12 protein-coding genes and 1 other RNA gene are annotated in these 15,183 nt (G+C 49.1%); 5 read left to right on the forward strand and 8 right to left on the reverse strand.

The genetic code is table 11. The features are described from left to right. Positions 1-2: 2 nt before the first annotated feature. Entirely contained in the window at positions 3-944 is a 942-nt protein-coding gene (locus NWF04_03760; GenBank protein ID MCW4005698.1) for a TIGR00269 family protein, read from the reverse strand. An 83-nt stretch (positions 945-1,027) separates the two neighbouring features. Between NWF04_03760 and NWF04_03765 the strand changes: the two genes are divergently transcribed. Then, the gene (locus NWF04_03765; protein ID MCW4005699.1) at positions 1,028-1,729 is read left to right on the forward strand and encodes a nucleotidyltransferase domain-containing protein; all 702 of its coding nucleotides are present in this window, start codon (positions 1,028-1,030) and stop codon (positions 1,727-1,729) included. Between the two features lie 34 nt (positions 1,730-1,763). Here the strand turns inward: NWF04_03765 and NWF04_03770 are convergent, their stop codons facing one another. Together NWF04_03770 and NWF04_03775 are read right to left on the reverse strand one after the other, a co-directional pair. After that, positions 1,764-2,330 (reverse strand): TATA-box-binding protein, encoded by a 567-nt coding sequence (locus NWF04_03770; GenBank protein MCW4005700.1) that lies wholly within the window; start codon positions 2,328-2,330, stop codon positions 1,764-1,766. A gap of 104 nt (positions 2,331-2,434) precedes the next feature. Continuing rightward, the gene (locus NWF04_03775; protein ID MCW4005701.1) at positions 2,435-3,523 is read right to left on the reverse strand and encodes an mRNA surveillance protein pelota; all 1,089 of its coding nucleotides are present in this window, start codon (positions 3,521-3,523) and stop codon (positions 2,435-2,437) included. A 119-nt stretch (positions 3,524-3,642) separates the two neighbouring features. Between NWF04_03775 and NWF04_03780 the strand changes: the two genes are divergently transcribed. From NWF04_03780 to NWF04_03790, 3 genes are all read left to right on the forward strand, one after another. After that, positions 3,643-4,440, forward strand: coding sequence for a GNAT family N-acetyltransferase (locus NWF04_03780; GenBank protein ID MCW4005702.1), 798 nt, complete (start codon positions 3,643-3,645; stop codon positions 4,438-4,440). A gap of 24 nt (positions 4,441-4,464) precedes the next feature. Beyond that, positions 4,465-5,334 (forward strand): DMT family transporter, encoded by an 870-nt coding sequence (locus tag NWF04_03785; GenBank protein ID MCW4005703.1) that lies wholly within the window; start codon positions 4,465-4,467, stop codon positions 5,332-5,334. A 135-nt stretch (positions 5,335-5,469) separates the two neighbouring features. Next, on the forward strand, positions 5,470-5,637 hold the full coding sequence (locus NWF04_03790) for a hypothetical protein (protein ID MCW4005704.1): 168 nt from the start codon (positions 5,470-5,472) through the stop codon (positions 5,635-5,637). Between the two features lie 13 nt (positions 5,638-5,650). On the opposite strand, the gene NWF04_03795 is transcribed toward NWF04_03790, so the two are convergent. The 3 genes from NWF04_03795 to NWF04_03805 are packed head-to-tail and all read right to left on the reverse strand — an operon-like array spanning position 5,651 to position 11,654. Next, on the reverse strand, positions 5,651-7,519 hold the full coding sequence (locus tag NWF04_03795; GenBank protein MCW4005705.1) for an ABC transporter ATP-binding protein: 1,869 nt from the start codon (positions 7,517-7,519) through the stop codon (positions 5,651-5,653). Next, positions 7,486-8,241, reverse strand: a complete 756-nt coding sequence (locus NWF04_03800) for an ABC transporter ATP-binding protein (GenBank protein ID MCW4005706.1) — start codon at positions 8,239-8,241, stop codon at positions 7,486-7,488. The genes NWF04_03795 and NWF04_03800 overlap by 34 nt, the downstream gene beginning before the upstream one ends. A 14-nt stretch (positions 8,242-8,255) precedes the next feature. Next, positions 8,256-11,654: an FtsX-like permease family protein gene (locus NWF04_03805; GenBank protein ID MCW4005707.1), complete on the reverse strand. Its 3,399-nt coding sequence runs from the start codon at positions 11,652-11,654 to the stop codon at positions 8,256-8,258. 143 nt (positions 11,655-11,797) lie between these two features. Here NWF04_03805 and NWF04_03810 point away from each other — a divergent pair, with 143 nt between their 5' ends. Beyond that, entirely contained in the window at positions 11,798-12,448 is a 651-nt protein-coding gene (locus tag NWF04_03810; protein ID MCW4005708.1) for a helix-turn-helix domain-containing protein, read from the forward strand. Between the two features lie 32 nt (positions 12,449-12,480). Here the strand turns inward: NWF04_03810 and ffs are convergent. Both ffs and NWF04_03820 read right to left on the reverse strand, forming a co-directional pair. Next, positions 12,481-12,795, reverse strand: an RNA gene (ffs, locus tag NWF04_03815) — signal recognition particle sRNA. 215 nt (positions 12,796-13,010) lie between these two features. Beyond that, positions 13,011-15,110: an exosortase/archaeosortase family protein gene (locus tag NWF04_03820; protein ID MCW4005709.1), complete on the reverse strand. Its 2,100-nt coding sequence runs from the start codon at positions 15,108-15,110 to the stop codon at positions 13,011-13,013. Positions 15,111-15,183 lie beyond the last annotated feature (73 nt).

The following is a 15,183-nucleotide window of genomic DNA, read 5'->3' on the forward strand; positions in this document are numbered from 1 at the left end:
TCTTATTGGATTTGTTTGAGTAGTTGGCATGCCATGCAGAGGTTTGCTGCGGCGGGGTGGTTGCATTGTTGGCAGTTTTGGAAGGGTGGTTTTTGGGTGGTTTGTTGTATGGCGGGGCGGAGTTTTTCGATGGATTTGTAGATGGTGTGTTTGGTTCCTGCGTGGCGTTCTTCCATGCGGTTTAGGAGTGTGCGGATGTCGTTGCGTAGGGCTTCGGAGGCGTAGGGGCAGGGGGTGCTTTGGAAGTTTATGTTTTTGAGGTAGGCGTATAGTGCGCTTTCTTTTTCTGGGATTTCGCAAAACGGCTTGACTTTTTGGATGAGTTTGGGGTGGATTTTGTCGGTTATGGGTTTTTCTGCTGCCATTTTGGGGATGTCGCCGTGGAAGATGTTGAGGAGGCTGGTTTGGACTTCGTCGTCGAGGGTGTGTCCTGTGGCGACTTTGTTGGCGTTTATGTTGAGGGCGGCGATGTTTAGGGCTTTGCGTCTTAGGACGCCGCAGTAGGCGCAGGGGGTTAGTTCGCAGCCGCGTGTTTTGGCGCGTTTTACGATTTCGTCTAGGGTGTAGCCGTAGAGGTCTTTGAAGCTGACGATGTGGTGGGGCATGTTCCAGCGTTTGCAGGCGTCCACCGCAATCTGTAGTGCTTCGTCGCGGTAGCCTTTGATGCCTTCGTCCACCGTCACTGCAACCAGCTTTGCCCGCGGAAACCTGCGCTCCAGCCGCGCTAGAACCTCTAACAGGCTGATGCTGTCTTTTCCGCCGCTCACGCCAATGGCGACCGTGTCGTTGTAGTTGAGCATCTTGTACTTGGCTATAGTCGCGCGCACCTTATTCTCGATAGATTCGCCAAAACATTTGCGGCACAACCGCTCACCGCTGTAAATTCGATGATAAAAAGGTTCTTTGCGTTTGCATGCGCTGCACTTATCAGCAGACGAACTCATAAGATGCCCCAGACAGGAAACTATGTTGAGAAACGAACAACTAATAAACCCTCACCTGAATTTTGTCAAAAGAGACGATACAAGTGGCAGAAAGAACCGAAAAACACGTTGATAACCTTGAAGTTACCTACAGCAACGACCATTGGATACAGCTGCGAAGGCACAGGCAAAAAACGCAGACCCTAATAGAAACGTTAGAGCAAAGACACCTAAGCGCAGTTGTCCACGGCAGCACCGCACGCGGCGACACCCACAACGACAGCGACATAGACATATTCTTACCTGACCCTGCCTCGTCCTTCCAAGTCGAAACCGCGCTTGAGCAAGCAGGCATCCAAATCAGCAACCGCTACCTCATCCAAGCCACACCCACATACGCCATGAAAGCCTACATCGAACTCGACCCGACAACCACCATATCCTTCCCGCTCATGGCACTACGCAAAGTCGAACGCGAATTCTACAAGTTCAGCGGCGAAATCAACCTGACCCAACTGCAGGCAGATGTGCGGGTTTGCGGCGTAAACAAACAGTTGGTGCTAATTGAACCCACCAAGGCTGGGCACCTGCAAAGCAGCATAATCGGACGCGAACAACAAGCCGCCAAAACTTTGGGTGTATCCGCTCAGACAGTTTTAGACCGTGTTAGGGCTTTGCGTCGGCGTGACCAAGTGGGCAGAACAGGTGTTTTCCTCAAAAAAGAGTTGTCTGTGGAGGAGACGTTTGAGCAGGTGCTACATCGGCTTTCATGCGAGAATCCTGTGGTGCGTCGTCGGGTACGATAAAAAAGGTTTGTTCCGCAAAGAAGCGGAGGAGGGTTTACTCGGGGTAGAAGATGAGGTCTTTTTCTTCGAGTATTTGCTGGATTTTGTCTACTGCCTCATACACTTGTTCTTCTTTTTTGGCTCCAACACAGACGAGTTTGCCTGCGCTAAAGATCAGGAACACGACTTTGGGTTCGTCCATGCGGAAAACGGCGCCTGGGAACTGTTCGGGTTCATACATGACTCTGCTTAGCTTGTACACGAGGCTTTCCAAGTCAATTTCTCCGCCAAGTTCAGCCGAAGCCACAATGTTTTGGATTTTAACCACTGGTTTTTCAGTAATCTGGATACCTTGACCACGCAGTTCCTTGACCACTTTCTCTACTGCTGAACGCGACTCTTTCTCAGATTTCGCTCCAGTGCAAACCATCTTGCCAGTGCCGAAAATCAAAGTGGCAGTTTTAGGTTTTTTCAAGCGGAAAACTAGGCCAGGAAAAACGCTTGGGTTATACTCGGTCTGAGGAAACTTTTCAACAATCTTTTGCAAATCAATCTTTTGATTCAAAGATACTGAGGCGACTATGTTCTGAATGGAAATTAACGGTTTTCTTTTGCTGCTCATTTCAATTACCCGTATCCGTATTTCTTTATATACGCTTTATACTGCACAGGTATATAACATATCCCTTTATAAAGCCATATATAGAAAGGGGTTTAGACGCGGTTTTATGTTGAATCGCTGTTGTACAAGGGGAATCTAAGTAGCGCCGCGATGCCTGCTAATGCTAAAAGTTTTGCTCCTGCTTCGTGTTCGGTGCTTACAACTATGACGCTGCCTTTGCGGTATTCGACCTCGCGCATGGCTTTCTCCAGCCGTAGCCGCTGTTCCTCTTCAGCCTCCCGAAGCAGCGTATCAGCAACAATTAGCTTCTCCACCGCGCCACACTGAACCGCCGCTTCCACCGCATCCAAACCATACGTTATAGTTGCATCTTCCTTGCCTAACCGTTTTAGAACTTCTTCCATGGCTTGAGTTTCTTCTACAAGCCGCATCTGATGCGCCGCCTTCAAAAGCACGCCTGAACGTACGGCTTCATAAATGCCCGAAGTGCCACCGTTATTGACGCTTTTCACGTCTCCAATTGACTGCGCCGCGGCTTTGTTGTTGGCTTTCACGTAGGAGACGAAACCGTTTTTTATGAAGCCCACTCCGACGATCACTATGACGTTGTGGCTGGGTTCCCAGAGTTGCAGTAGACTGTTTAGGGCGCGTTTGAAGTATTCGTTGGTTGCGGTGGTGCGTTTTTCGGCTTCGTATTTCCCAGGCAGCTTGACGCGTTCGTCCACTTTGATTTCGACGCCGTACTGTTTGGTTTCGGCTATGGCGTAGCCTTCGTCGTCTATTGCGACTATGAGCAGGGGTTTTTCGGCTTCGCTGGCAAGCTGCAAACGGTCAAGCGCGTGTTTAGGCCATTCCTTCTTGACGATGGTTAGGGGCTTGTTGAGCGAGGCGCTTATGGTGTGGTGCGCACCGGTGGGGATAATGTCGGGGGCGTGGATGATGATGCCGTGAACCCGCAGTTTGCCAAGGAACTTGTCCCATGCTACGTTTTCTACGCGCACCCCCATAAATGCTGAGACGCGTTCGGCGCTTTTGGGTCGGTTAGCTTCGCCGTCAGATTTTATGGCTCGGCTAGTGAATGCGTAAACCTCATCGTCGGGGTATATGATGTTGTAGAGGTGCCAAAGGTCGTCTTGGCTGTTGGGAACAACTTTGATGAAGCCTTGCCTGAGGTTTTTTTCGGTTATCTGCACAATAGTCCCTTCGATAGTGTGATAGGGTTGCTGCTTGAAATATGCTATGGAACCTAAACCGTTTTTCCCCGTGTCGCAAGCTTTTTGTGCCTAAAAGCGCAGGAGAAGCTGTGAAGAAGATGCATGTTACGCCGTTGACAGCAGATTTGGAACCCAAGTTTTGGCGACACATCAACCAAGACCCCAGGGACTTTTACTTTTTCATACTTGACTGGACCATGCACAAAAACCAAACCAAAATCTACCTCGCACTCAACCCTGCCGACGAGATTTTGGGGGGTTTGCTTGTTTTCCAAGACCGCATAGCTCAACTTAGAGGAGCCTGCGAATCCACAGAGCAGTTGCTGGGTTTTTGCCCTGAAACAGTTACCGAGTTTGTTGCGCCGTTTGCCTGCAAGGATACTCTTTTGGAGCAGTTAAGGGAGCCTGAGTTGGTGGAGGTTATGGATTTGCTTTGTCTGCAGCGCGGCGAAGAGACCCTGCGAATTGGCGTTGAACCCTCTGAGTTGGATGATTCGGATGTGGGGGCGGTTGTAGAGTTGATGCAGCAGACGTATCCTGAGCAGTGGAGCGACATGTCCGCGAAGTCGTTGCGGTCGATGTTTAACGCGCCTGTTTGGGTGGGCATCAAAGAGGCGGGCAGGCTAGTTTCGTTGGGGGTTGCTTCGGTTACGCCTGCAGGGAGCCACATCTGCTACATAGCCACGCACAAGGCTTATCGGAATCGGGGGTACGCTACAAGCATCGTTTCGGTTTTAACCCAAAAACTGCTGGAAAAAGCGCCTATGGTCTCAATTAACGTTATGGAGGAAAACGTTGCCGCTGTAACTGCCTACCGAAACGTGGGGTTCAAATTTTACACGCGCTACGTGCATGTTAAACGCCGCCAAAACCGCCCGTGCGGGGTTAAAGCTTAAAGGGTGCTGTGTTAATGCCTTGTCATGGATGGTAAACGTGCGGGTGTCTTGTTTTCGGTCTGCGCCAGCTTAATGTTTGGACTCAGCCCTGTCCTTGTCACGTTAACCCTAAACTACACTAACATTGAAACCCAAAACGTCCTCTTCAACTTGTTCGCCAGCATATTTTTCGCTGCGTTCATTTGGGCGTTCAAGAAAAAACGTGCCCTCAAAGTGATACTTAAAAACTGGAGGGAAATAACCCTTGTAAGCGCCATAGTAGCTGCGGGGTCACTGTTGTTCACCTATGGCATCTTGGTTTCTGGACCCACCAACGCAACTTTTGTCATCCAATTCACGCTCATATTCACTATACTGCTGGGCGTAGTTTTCCTAAAAGAGCGGCTCTCCAAATTTGAAGTTCTGGGTATGCTCATTTCCTTGTCGGGGCTGTTTGTGCTCTCGTACGGCAACGTCGAATTCGAAATCCTAAGCACCGCAGTCTTGCTGGCAGCATCCGCACTTTTTGCGGCAGCAAATTTCCTCTCCAAAGTCTACGTCAAAAACATAGACCCCCTCTCGCTAACGGGCGGTCGAGCCATATTCGTGTTCGTGATTTTGCTGGTTTACGCTTTGGCCTTGGGGAAACTTGATTTTGCCCTGCCAGTTGAAGCACTGGGTTACTCAGCGTTGGGCGCAGTCACAGGCGTAGCACTAAGTTTCGTGTTCTTCTTCAAAGCCCTAGAAATCTTTGAAGTCTCCAAAACCATGATAATCCGAAGCATGGAACCCTTCCTAACCGCCCTGTTCTCCTTTGCCATACTTGCCTTAGCACCCACGGCAAACCAGCTTGCAGGCGGCGCCATCATCGTTGCAGGCGTCATCCTCCTGAGCCTAACCAAACAGCAGCAGTAGCCCAACTATAAACCCGCAACCCAAATACAATACTTCGCAAGCGTTTCTAATTATGCTATATAGTTTATGCGCAATATCCGTAATAACAGCGTTTGGTCTTTATAGTTTGGCAAGAGCCAAGGGAGAAAATGGTGTATGCTTTCGAAGGATTGTTATGCATGTCCACAGCTTAAAGCCTGTGAGGTACGTTACCAAAAAGTTCAGCAAGGCGGCAAAGTGTATTGCCCCAACGGAAAAGAACACTCAGTCGACACACCCAATATGCTCTTCAAAGCGGATTTATGCATGAGGCTGCCGCCTTAAGCCCGTTTCTTTTTTAAGGTGCCTGTTTTGTGCGGGTTTTTATGGTGCCGTCTTGCATGATGATTTGTCTTTGGGCGTAGTCGGCGATGTCTTGTTCGTGGGTTATGAGTATGATGGTGGTTGCGGTTTCTTCGTGGAATTTTTTGAGCAGGGTCATAACTTGTTTTCCTGTGGCGGAGTCAAGGTCGCCTGTTGGTTCGTCGGCGAATATGACTGCGGGGCGGTTGGTTAGGGCTCGGGCGATTGCGACGCGCTGCATCTGTCCCCCGCTTAGCTGTGCAGGAAACTGTTTTGCCTGCTGCGAAATCCCCACGCCAGCTAAAAGCTCCTCAAGACGGCTCTTCAAGTCCTTGCTTAGCCCAGCCAAATCCGCAGGCAAAGCAATGTTCTCGGCAGCGGTAAAATGAGGCAACAACGCATAGTTCTGGAATATGAAACCCATCTCCATCAGGCGGATACGCGACTTTTCTTTATCGCCTAGTTTGTGCAAGTTCTTTCCCCGAAAACTCACCATGCCATAATCAGGCGTATCCAACCCAGCGATGCAGTTTAGCAGCGTGGTTTTGCCCGCGCCCGAATTGCCCACGATTGCCAAGAACTCTCCTTTCTTAACATCCAAGTTAACGCCACACAGGGCATAAACAGTTGTCAGCCCCAAAGTGTAGTTTTTGACTAAGCCGCGTACTGAGATAAGGGCGTCTTGTGGGGCATCGGTTATGGTAGTTACTTCTGAATCGTAGAGCCGCGTGTTGAAGGTGAAGTAGGGGAGGTCGGCTCCGAAGAAGTCTGACCACATCTTGAGGAGTTCGGCTTGCACGAAAACGTCAATGCTCAGCTGGGCTATGGGCGCCACGGCGGCTTTGAATTCGTCAGCGGACGTTGCGGTTTGGATGTTGGGGCTGTTTTGGAAGTAGTCGCGTAGCTGAACTTGGTTTTGCGAGAGCTTTTTTCCTACTGTAGCGAGGAGGCGTTTTGTGGAGGTGATTTTTGTGGAGAGCTGGCGGATTTCAGTGTTCAAGTCGGCGGTGTCGGTTTTGAGGGGGTAGCCGCGCAGGTCTTGTTTGAGGTCTCCAAACAGGTTGAGGGTACGCAGGAGGGTTTTGTCTACGTCGTGCAGGGCGCTTAGTTTGGCGGATAAGATGCGTAGGCAGGCTTCGAATTTTTCTTGCAGCTTGGCGTTTTGGGCTTTGTGTTTTGCGGTTTGAACGTTTAAGTTTAACGCGTCAAGGGCATCACTTGCCTGCTGCAAGCGGTTTATGGTGGGCTCCAAGATTGCCTTGAACAAATTCAGCAAAACCAGCTTATCAACAACACTAACCAAATCCGCCTTTGACTCAAAACAGTCACACGCTAAAGCATCGTCAGCAAAAGCAGGAAGCAACAAACGGTACTTTGGGGTTTCTTCAAGGTCCCAAAGGGCAACGTAGCTTTTTGCTTGGATTTCACAGAACTCAACGGGCAAATCACTGCGGACTTTTTTAAGCTCAGCCTCAAAAGCCTTGGCGATTTTAGGGTCTACCTCAGCAAGGAAAGTCTTCACGATTTTGGAGGTCTCTTTTAGCTCCTGTTTTTTGTGCAGCTGCTTTTGCAGTTCAACCTTGTTTTTCAGGTAATACCGCGCAAATAAGCTGCGAAGACCGCTCTTTTCAACGCGTTCAACAATTTTTGGGGACAGGGCATCTGACAAAGGTTTTTCGGCGGATAGGAAAATGAACGTGTTGAGTTCTTTGGCGTTAACTTTTTTCGTGGAGATTTTTAGGGCTTTTTGCAGTTCTGTGGTTAATCGTTTTTGGAGTTTTTGGTTTTCTATGTGCAGCGATTTTTGGATTAAGGCTGCGGCGTAGACTTTCATGGTTTTTCCTCCGGGTTTTGGGTTTGGCATTGTTCGATGTTTAGGATTTTGCCGTCTTGGATGTGGACGATGTAGTCGCATTGTTGGGCTATCCAGCGGTTGTGGGTGACAAGCACGAAGGTTTGGTTGTTTAGTTTGTTGATTCGGCGGAACAGAGCCATGACGTCGGCGCTTGTGGTGGAGTCCAAGTCCCCTGTGGGTTCGTCGCCCAAGACGAGGGCGGGTTGGTTGATTAGGGATCTTGCTACGGCGACGCGTTGTTGTTGTCCGCCAGAGAGTTCCGAGGGCAAATGGTACAGCCTATCGCCCATGCCAAGTTCGCGCAGCAGCATTTTTGCTTGTTCACGAGCCAAGCCTGAATTCATGCCCTTGAGCAACAGAGGGGTTTCCACGTTCTCCACAGCACTTAGAAACGGGAACAGGTTAAACAGCTGGAAAATAAAGCCGATGTTGTCGCGTCGAAAAGCAGTCATCTGTCCGTCAGAGAGGCTGTTAGTGTTCACGCCGTCAATTATGATTTCGCCTTCCGAGCTGCGGTCTAAGTGCCCAATCATGTTTAGCAACGTGGTTTTGCCGCATCCAGACGCGCCCATAATCGCCATCAAATCACCCTTCTTAACGATTAAGTCGACGCCGCGAAGAGCGTGCACCTCATTGGATTTTCCTTCATTGTAGCGTTTATGGAGCCCAGTTATCTGAAGAATGGGCGTGTCTGCGTTTTTGGTTTGGGTTTGAGCTTGTGGTTTTGCCATGTTTGTGCCTCCTTTTATCCTACGTATCTTAGGGATTCGGCGGGGGGGATTCTTGAGGCGAGCCAGCCTGGAACTGCGCCTGCGCCTAGGGCGATTAGGATGATTATGGAGAGGTAGATGCCGATGTCTTGCCAGGGGATTACGAGGGTTACGTTTTGCATGTTGGCAAAGCCTAGGCTGATGATTAAGCCGTTGACTATGCCTATGACTAAACCGATTATGCCTAGCACCACCAACTCCAACAGCACAGAGGTCATGACCTGCGCCTTGGGGAAGCCTATTGCCCGCATCATGCCGATTTCACGTTTTCGTTCAGAAACGTTGCGCACTGAAATGATGCTCATACCCACCGCGCCAATGATAAGCCCAAAGGTCACGTAGATTTGCAGGAACGAAATCAGCCGCGTGACCATTTCCATGGAGGTTTGAATCTTGGAGTACAAGACCGTGGCGCTTGCAACTACAAAGTTGTCTTCAGCTAACTCGCGGTATCCTTGGTCGTTAGTGTTAGTGTATTCCTCGACGGCTTGGGCGATGGATTCGATTTGCGGGTCGTCCATGGCGTAGCTGGTTTTTATGAGGAAATGGTCAAATTGCTCGTCGGTTCGGGCGGAGACGCCGCTTGTAGGGAAGAAGGCGGTTTGGTTTGCCCAGTACTCTGGCAGGTATATGGCCCCTAAGGCGGCGGTGATGTCGACTTTGCTCCAGTCTATTTGTCCACCTGAGAGGGGGAAGCCTCCTGCGCGTTGGTAGTCAAGCTTGCCTGCGATGGTGAATGCTTGGTACATGGGGACGCCCGTGCTGGATACGCCTGTTGGAAGCCAGATTTGCATGCCCAACGGCAACAGGTACGAGTCGGTGAAAACTATGGGGTTTTCGATAACCGTGCCGTTTTCGGCGCGCAAAACCGCCACGTCTTCTAGGTCGTCGCCTGCAAAGCCGCCAAGGGCGCTTGTGACATCAACGTTGCCCATATCGCTCTCGCCAGAGTAAAACGATAGGATGTCAAGTGTGACGTTGTATGCGGGCATTTTGTAGTTGGGGTCAAAGAACAACTCCCAAGACTGCTTGGACAAATCTAAAAGCTCGTCGTTGGTCATGTCGGAGCCTGTTTGTTCTCGTACGCCATCGGGGAAACCGCTAAGGTAGAAGTCGTATCGCCAGTTTTCATCGTCTGGGGAGGTGGCGTTTCCAAGTATCTGCTCGGGGCGCAGTTCGACGGCTTTTAGCGGAAGCATATCCGAAGTGGGGTTATACTGGGGCGACGCAGGGTCTACTAGCACGGTGAATTTGGTGTAGTCTGTGGCGCTGTAGTAGGTTCGCAGTCCAATGACGTCGGTTAGGGAGGAGTCCAGCTTGTATAGCTCGCTTGCGTAAGAGGTGCCGCTGATTAATGCTTCAGGCTTGTTTAGAGACACAAAGAAGTCCACGCCGCGCGAGTCTTCCTCGCTTTGAGTTACCGTGCCCAAGTTAGTTGGAATTAGCGTAGCCACCAACACGTTCAATGTTAGAATCACCGCGAAAATCGCAAACGTCAATGTAGAGCGCGACTTGTGAGAGGAAATCAACGCAGGCGATATCTGACCCACGCCTTTTAGACCCCGCACTTTAATGAGAACCCTGCGCAAGCCTTTCATGACAACGGGCAAGTTCAGCGCAACAAACAGCACTGAGCCAACGATGATTTCCATCACGCCTATCATGAGGATTTCTATGGATATGTCGATGATGTCGGTTATCCAGGTACCCATGGCGACGACAAAGAGCAGGGTGGGCATTAGCCAGAGGGCGAGGGCGGTTATGTTGAATGCTTTGGTGGCGCTTATGAACCGTGAGAGCACCAGTCCAATGCCTGTAAACAGCAAGCCTGAGCCGATTAGGATGTTTCTCCATTCGCCCAAAGTGTCCCAGCCTTCAACTGTCCAGATGACATTGGTGCTGCTTTCGAAAACACCGTTAAACAGCAAAACCACGCAGCCGCCCACAATCGCCAACGCACCCAAGGCTACTAGGTTTTGGCTGGTTTTCTCTTCAAAGCGTGTCTTGATTCCACGCAGGGCTTCAACGATGTTCACGCGCGAAGCTCGCATCGCAGGCAGCAGCCCAGTTACGATGCTTAAGAGTACGCCGACAATTACTGAGATTATTACAATTTCTTGGGAGATTACGGGTTGGACGCTAAACTCACCTGTGCGAAAAATACTAACCAAATAATACGCTACGCCCTGACCAAACGCTATGCCGCCAAATAAGCCTAAGACGCCGCCGATGACGCCTTGGAGTAGGTTTTCGATAAGCATGGAGCGGAAGATGCCTGTTCGGTTCTCTCCGACTGCTCTTAGGACACCTGTTTGGAATTCGCGGTCTTCAACGTTCATTAGTTGGACGTTGGTGATTAGCAAAACGCCAGTTATCATGATAAGAAGCCCCAGAGCAGTTAGCACGCTGGATAGCAGGGTCATGAAGAACGCGGCTACGTTGAAAAAGTTCAAGCGGGGCGCAGTTACGGCGTAGATGTCGTAGGATTCGCCTGTGAGGGGGTTGGTTTGCTGGGGGACTTGGTTTTTGAGGGCTTCAACTTGCTCTTTGAGGTAGTCCTCACTTATTTCGTAGGTGAAGTGGTTGGTTTTTAGCGAGATAAGGTACGTGCTGATTTGGTCGGTTTGGCGCAGGGGGTCTTGCAGGCTTACCCAGCCCTGAAGATGCGGCAGGGCAAAAACTATGTCCGAATATTGTGAGCCGATGCCGGGGCGGTTGGAATCAAAAATGCCCACAACGGTCAACTCGGCCTTTTCAACGCTGTAAACGGGGTAAACTGTGGGTGCCCCAGTGGTAGGGTCAATTATTGGAGCTCCTGTGGTGGGGTCAACCGCGACGGAGAGGGTGACGTTGGTGAATTCTGTATTTAATTTGAAGGGAACTGCGATGTTCTTTGTTAAACCCAGGTTCTCGGCTAGGGCGCTTGACATTAGGACGGTTGAGTTGCTGTTTAGCCGTGAAAGACTCAGTTCACCGTCGGATTGCCAGTCGTAAAAAACTCCGAAAACCTTAGGGAAATCAGCGGGGATGCCAACGGCTGTGACATCAGGGTCAAACTGCGAACCCACGCTCACAGGTATTTGCGACGATAACTCAGGCATTATGCCGACGGCGTCGGGAACCAGCGAGGCTATGGCTTCTTGTTCGGAAGCTGCTAGGTAGCCGCCTGTGGTGGAGTTGGTTACTTGGATGTCTACTTCGCCTTGGCTTTGCAGCAGGCTGCTGATAAATGAGCTCTCCAGCGTGTCAGTGGTAATCTGGATGCCCACAAGCAAAGTCACACCCAACGTAATCGCAAGTATTGCACTTAGATTCTTGGCTTTTCTTCTGGCTAAAGCACGTTTTGCAATCGTGAAACTGGATTTTGTTCCCATTTAGAAGTCACCTGATGGCAAATAGAGACCCAATTTAGGAGGTGAAATATGCTTGCTATAATGCAAGTCCGACAAAATAAGATTCTACCGCATATACTCGGGTCTTCGCAAAGGATATATCCGTAAAAACCGTAAGCGCAGGTATGCGCCGTTTAATATTGGAGGTCTCGGATAGGGAGCTTGCCAAGTTCGGGGTAGACCCAGCTACTTTTCAGAGGATAAAATCTTTGGAGCTGCAGCATTTTCTTAGGCAAGACAAAACAGAATTTGCGGCAATCTGGAAAGTCGAATTCAAAGACCCCACAACACAAGTAAGCGCGATGCTAGAAAACCAGTTCTTAACAGAAGCCCAAGTTCTAGAACAAGAAAAAAACGGAGCCTACACCGTCTTCCTGCGCGGAGGCCCCATCTTATCCTCTGTTCTCGAATCCATAGACATAACAAACGGGTACTTGTTTCCGCCGTTGGAAGTTAGAGACGGCAAAGTCAAAATCTCCTTTTTAGGCAACGAAAAACAGGTCGCAAAATTCTTAGAAGGCATAAACAACTGGGGAATCCGCTACAAGGTTATTCTTTTGGCGCATGCAGATTTCTCTCCGAACTCGCCGCTTAGCAAGTTAACAGAAAAACAACGAGAAATTCTCATAGCCGCCTACGAATCGGGATACTATGATGTGCCCAGAAAAATTAACTCAGAAAAGTTGGCGGAAAAGCTTTGCATTACAAACTCCACGCTGGTAGAGCATCTAAGAAAAGCAGAGCACCGCCTACTAACCCACATACTGGCCAGATAACCAGCAAAACAAAAGTGCAGGAAAAGAAGAGACGGCGGGCCACAAAGATTCGACACCTAGACTCCATCAAGCACCTCCAGCCCTACGCTCTTACCCGCAATCCTTTGTGCGCTAAACGTCCAAACTTAGGTTGCTCTCTCCCGAGCCTAGCCAGATTCGCCTGTCAAACCCTGAAAACAGTTTCCCTACGGAAACCGCTCAGAGACCGCCAGCCTCAAAGGACGGATAGTCACCGTTTCGGAAACGAGGGACAAGACGGCCTTTTGCGCCTCAGTCTTCGCTGTCAGCCCGTCATATAGAGGGTTTACGGTACAGGGGACCCCTACCCCCTCGCCTAAGACCCGCCGCCAAACATAACCACTTGCGCCTCAGTATAAAAGTTTAGTTACGTCGCCAAGATTAAGTGGCAAATTTAGTGGGTGGAGTTTTGGGTGTGCGTAGTGTAGTTTAGGTGCTCACCAATTACCGTGGTTTATGAGGTAGAATGTTGGTGGCACAAAGATTTGTTGTTGAAAAACCTTTAACGTATGCTAAAGGGTTAGACGCGCTAACGCTGTGGTGGTCAATGGTTTGTTAAGCTGCTAAAAAAAGGAAAGTTGAAGCGGAGTATTTGGGATTTCCAGCGTATGGTTGGGACATCGTTGCCGTTATTTACAAGGACACGCCGCAGTAGCCCAACGTTTTCTTGTTCGGCAAGTTTTTGGGCAATCCAGTCTTCAGTAACGGTGGTATCTGATAGCTTTTGGTATTCTTCAAATACGGTGTGTGTGGTTGCCACGCCGTGTTCTTGGGCGTTATTGAATGCGTCTACAACGAGTTGGTCTTGTTTTGCAAGCTTGCTTAAAAGCATGTGAAGACGATTCCGCTCTTGTCGAGAAAGCAAGATAAAGTAGATGATAACAGCCACAAGAAGTACAATGCTAGCCGCAGACAAAGTAAGACCGTTTTGGCTAATGGCTAAGGAAACAACTGTCCAGGTCTGTATGGGCGACCAATAATTTTTGACGGCAAGAGCTACAGGCAACAGTTTAGCTTCAGCTTTAGGAACATCAGCAGGAGATGAAGGATAAGCAATTATGCTCATTTTAACGTGCATTGTTTGAGTTGTCTCGTTTACGTTAAAGGTAGCCGTTTGGTACCAGTAAAGAACCGCTTGAGTTTGGTTTGTAGCGGAATACTGGAAAGCAAAGAACCGCGCAACCAAAGGCGGGTTATCCTGAATAGAAACATCGCGCAGGTCAAGCTGGACCACTTTGGGTTTCATACCCTGACTAAGAGGATAATTCACCAAACAAGTCTCCCATCTGTGAAGAGGAATCATAGATGTTGCTAATTCAACAGCTACCCAAATCGTTTGACCTGAACCATTCGTTGGACGATAGGCATAAACTAAAGAGGCATCTTGCCCAGAGAGTTCCTGAAACGCAGTATCGCGGTACACAAAACTCAGTGCATAACCGTCGATTTGAGGAAGAATTTCGGTGTTCCCTTGCTCACCCGAAGGCGTTTGAACCATAACCTCGGCAGGACCTTGTGTCAACGCAAATACAGGAGCCTGAATGGATAAAAGCGCTACCACAATCAAAGCTATACTGAAGATTTTCACAAAGTCTGCCTTTCGCAGGTTAAGCTTTGGATAAGAGTAAAGTTTTCCGCAATCAGCGCAGTAAGGACTGGCAGATTTAGGCAAAGAATCATTACAGGAGGGGCACGTTGGAATTGGAGGCGGTTTTTTAAAGAGTTTCTCGGTGATAACAAAAAGCAGCAAGGTACCAACAAACATTAGCACAGTAGCACCAAAAGTATGGAAAACTTCGAGGGCTAAAGCGTCACCGTAGTAGTAGCCGATTCCAACTATAGTGGTTATGCGCAAAATGTTTAGGAGAATGATTAAAGGTATGCCTATGATTAGGATGCTGAATTTGTTACGGAATTTTCCGCGTGTGATGTAAGCAATGAAAAGTGAGAATATGACGAAACCGATTAAACTGTAGATGCCTGAACAGGCTACGTCTACACTAAAGGTCATTATGCTGTTGTCAGGTCGGGTAAGGGTAATCATGGGGCTACCGTAGGAATCGGAAAGTACAGAAGCCATTCCAAACAGGTTAGCGATTGAATTTGCTGCGGTAGCACTGATATTTGACAGGGCAGAACCAACGCCGTACAAGAATTCGGACGGGGGAGGCGTTAGGAAAATCAGGAAGACTATTGGAAAGAGTAGCTGTTTTAGAACTTGCATGTCAAACAAAACAAGGGTAAGCCCTGCTACGAACACAGGAAGCGTGACCATGTGATATTCTAGGGGCGTGAAAGTGTATGAGCCATACCAGTAAGTCATGATAGCGGTTGCGCAGAGAAGTATTCCCGCTAAAAGACCGAAGTGTTGCTGGAAAAAGTTGCCTTGTGGCTGATTGACGCGAAGAGCAGCACTCACCATTTTTCTTTTCCGGTACAAGAAGTAAGAGAACAGAAAAGGTATTGCAAGTATGTGAAAAGACGCGTCATCTTGCAGGGCGTTATTCAAAATTATAATCAGGTCTTGGGCGTACAAAGCAATAATACTTATTGAGATAGTAGCTAACTTTAGCGCGATTGTTAACCTATGCTGATTCGCCGCAAAAAACGAATGTGAAGAGGACGATGAAGAGGTATTATGCATTTTTCTACACGCCAAGTTAAGTTATCTTCTCGCGATGAACAATTTAAATCTAGATGTATGTATCATCTACTAG

It is taken from the genome of Candidatus Bathyarchaeota archaeon, from assembly GCA_026014465.1.
Classification (GTDB): Archaea; Thermoproteota; Bathyarchaeia; order Bathyarchaeales; family Bathycorpusculaceae; genus JADGNF01.

Excerpts from the sequence above, each read along its gene's own strand:
- NWF04_03760 (MCW4005698.1), bottom strand. The coding sequence starts at position 944 with ATGAGTTCGTCTGCTGATAAGTGCAGCGCATGCAAACGCAAAGAACCT.
- NWF04_03770 (MCW4005700.1), bottom strand. The coding sequence starts at position 2,330 with ATGAGCAGCAAAAGAAAACCGTTAATTTCCATTCAGAACATAGTCGCC.
- NWF04_03780 (MCW4005702.1), top strand. The coding sequence starts at position 3,643 with ATGCATGTTACGCCGTTGACAGCAGATTTGGAACCCAAGTTTTGGCGA.
- NWF04_03785 (MCW4005703.1), top strand. The coding sequence starts at position 4,465 with ATGGATGGTAAACGTGCGGGTGTCTTGTTTTCGGTCTGCGCCAGCTTA.
- NWF04_03790 (MCW4005704.1), top strand. The coding sequence starts at position 5,470 with ATGCTTTCGAAGGATTGTTATGCATGTCCACAGCTTAAAGCCTGTGAG.
- NWF04_03795 (MCW4005705.1), bottom strand. The coding sequence starts at position 7,519 with ATGCCAAACCCAAAACCCGGAGGAAAAACCATGAAAGTCTACGCCGCA.
- NWF04_03800 (MCW4005706.1), bottom strand. The coding sequence starts at position 8,241 with ATGGCAAAACCACAAGCTCAAACCCAAACCAAAAACGCAGACACGCCC.
- NWF04_03805 (MCW4005707.1), bottom strand. The coding sequence starts at position 11,654 with ATGGGAACAAAATCCAGTTTCACGATTGCAAAACGTGCTTTAGCCAGA.
- NWF04_03810 (MCW4005708.1), top strand. The coding sequence starts at position 11,798 with ATGCGCCGTTTAATATTGGAGGTCTCGGATAGGGAGCTTGCCAAGTTC.
- NWF04_03820 (MCW4005709.1), bottom strand. The coding sequence starts at position 15,110 with ATGCATAATACCTCTTCATCGTCCTCTTCACATTCGTTTTTTGCGGCG.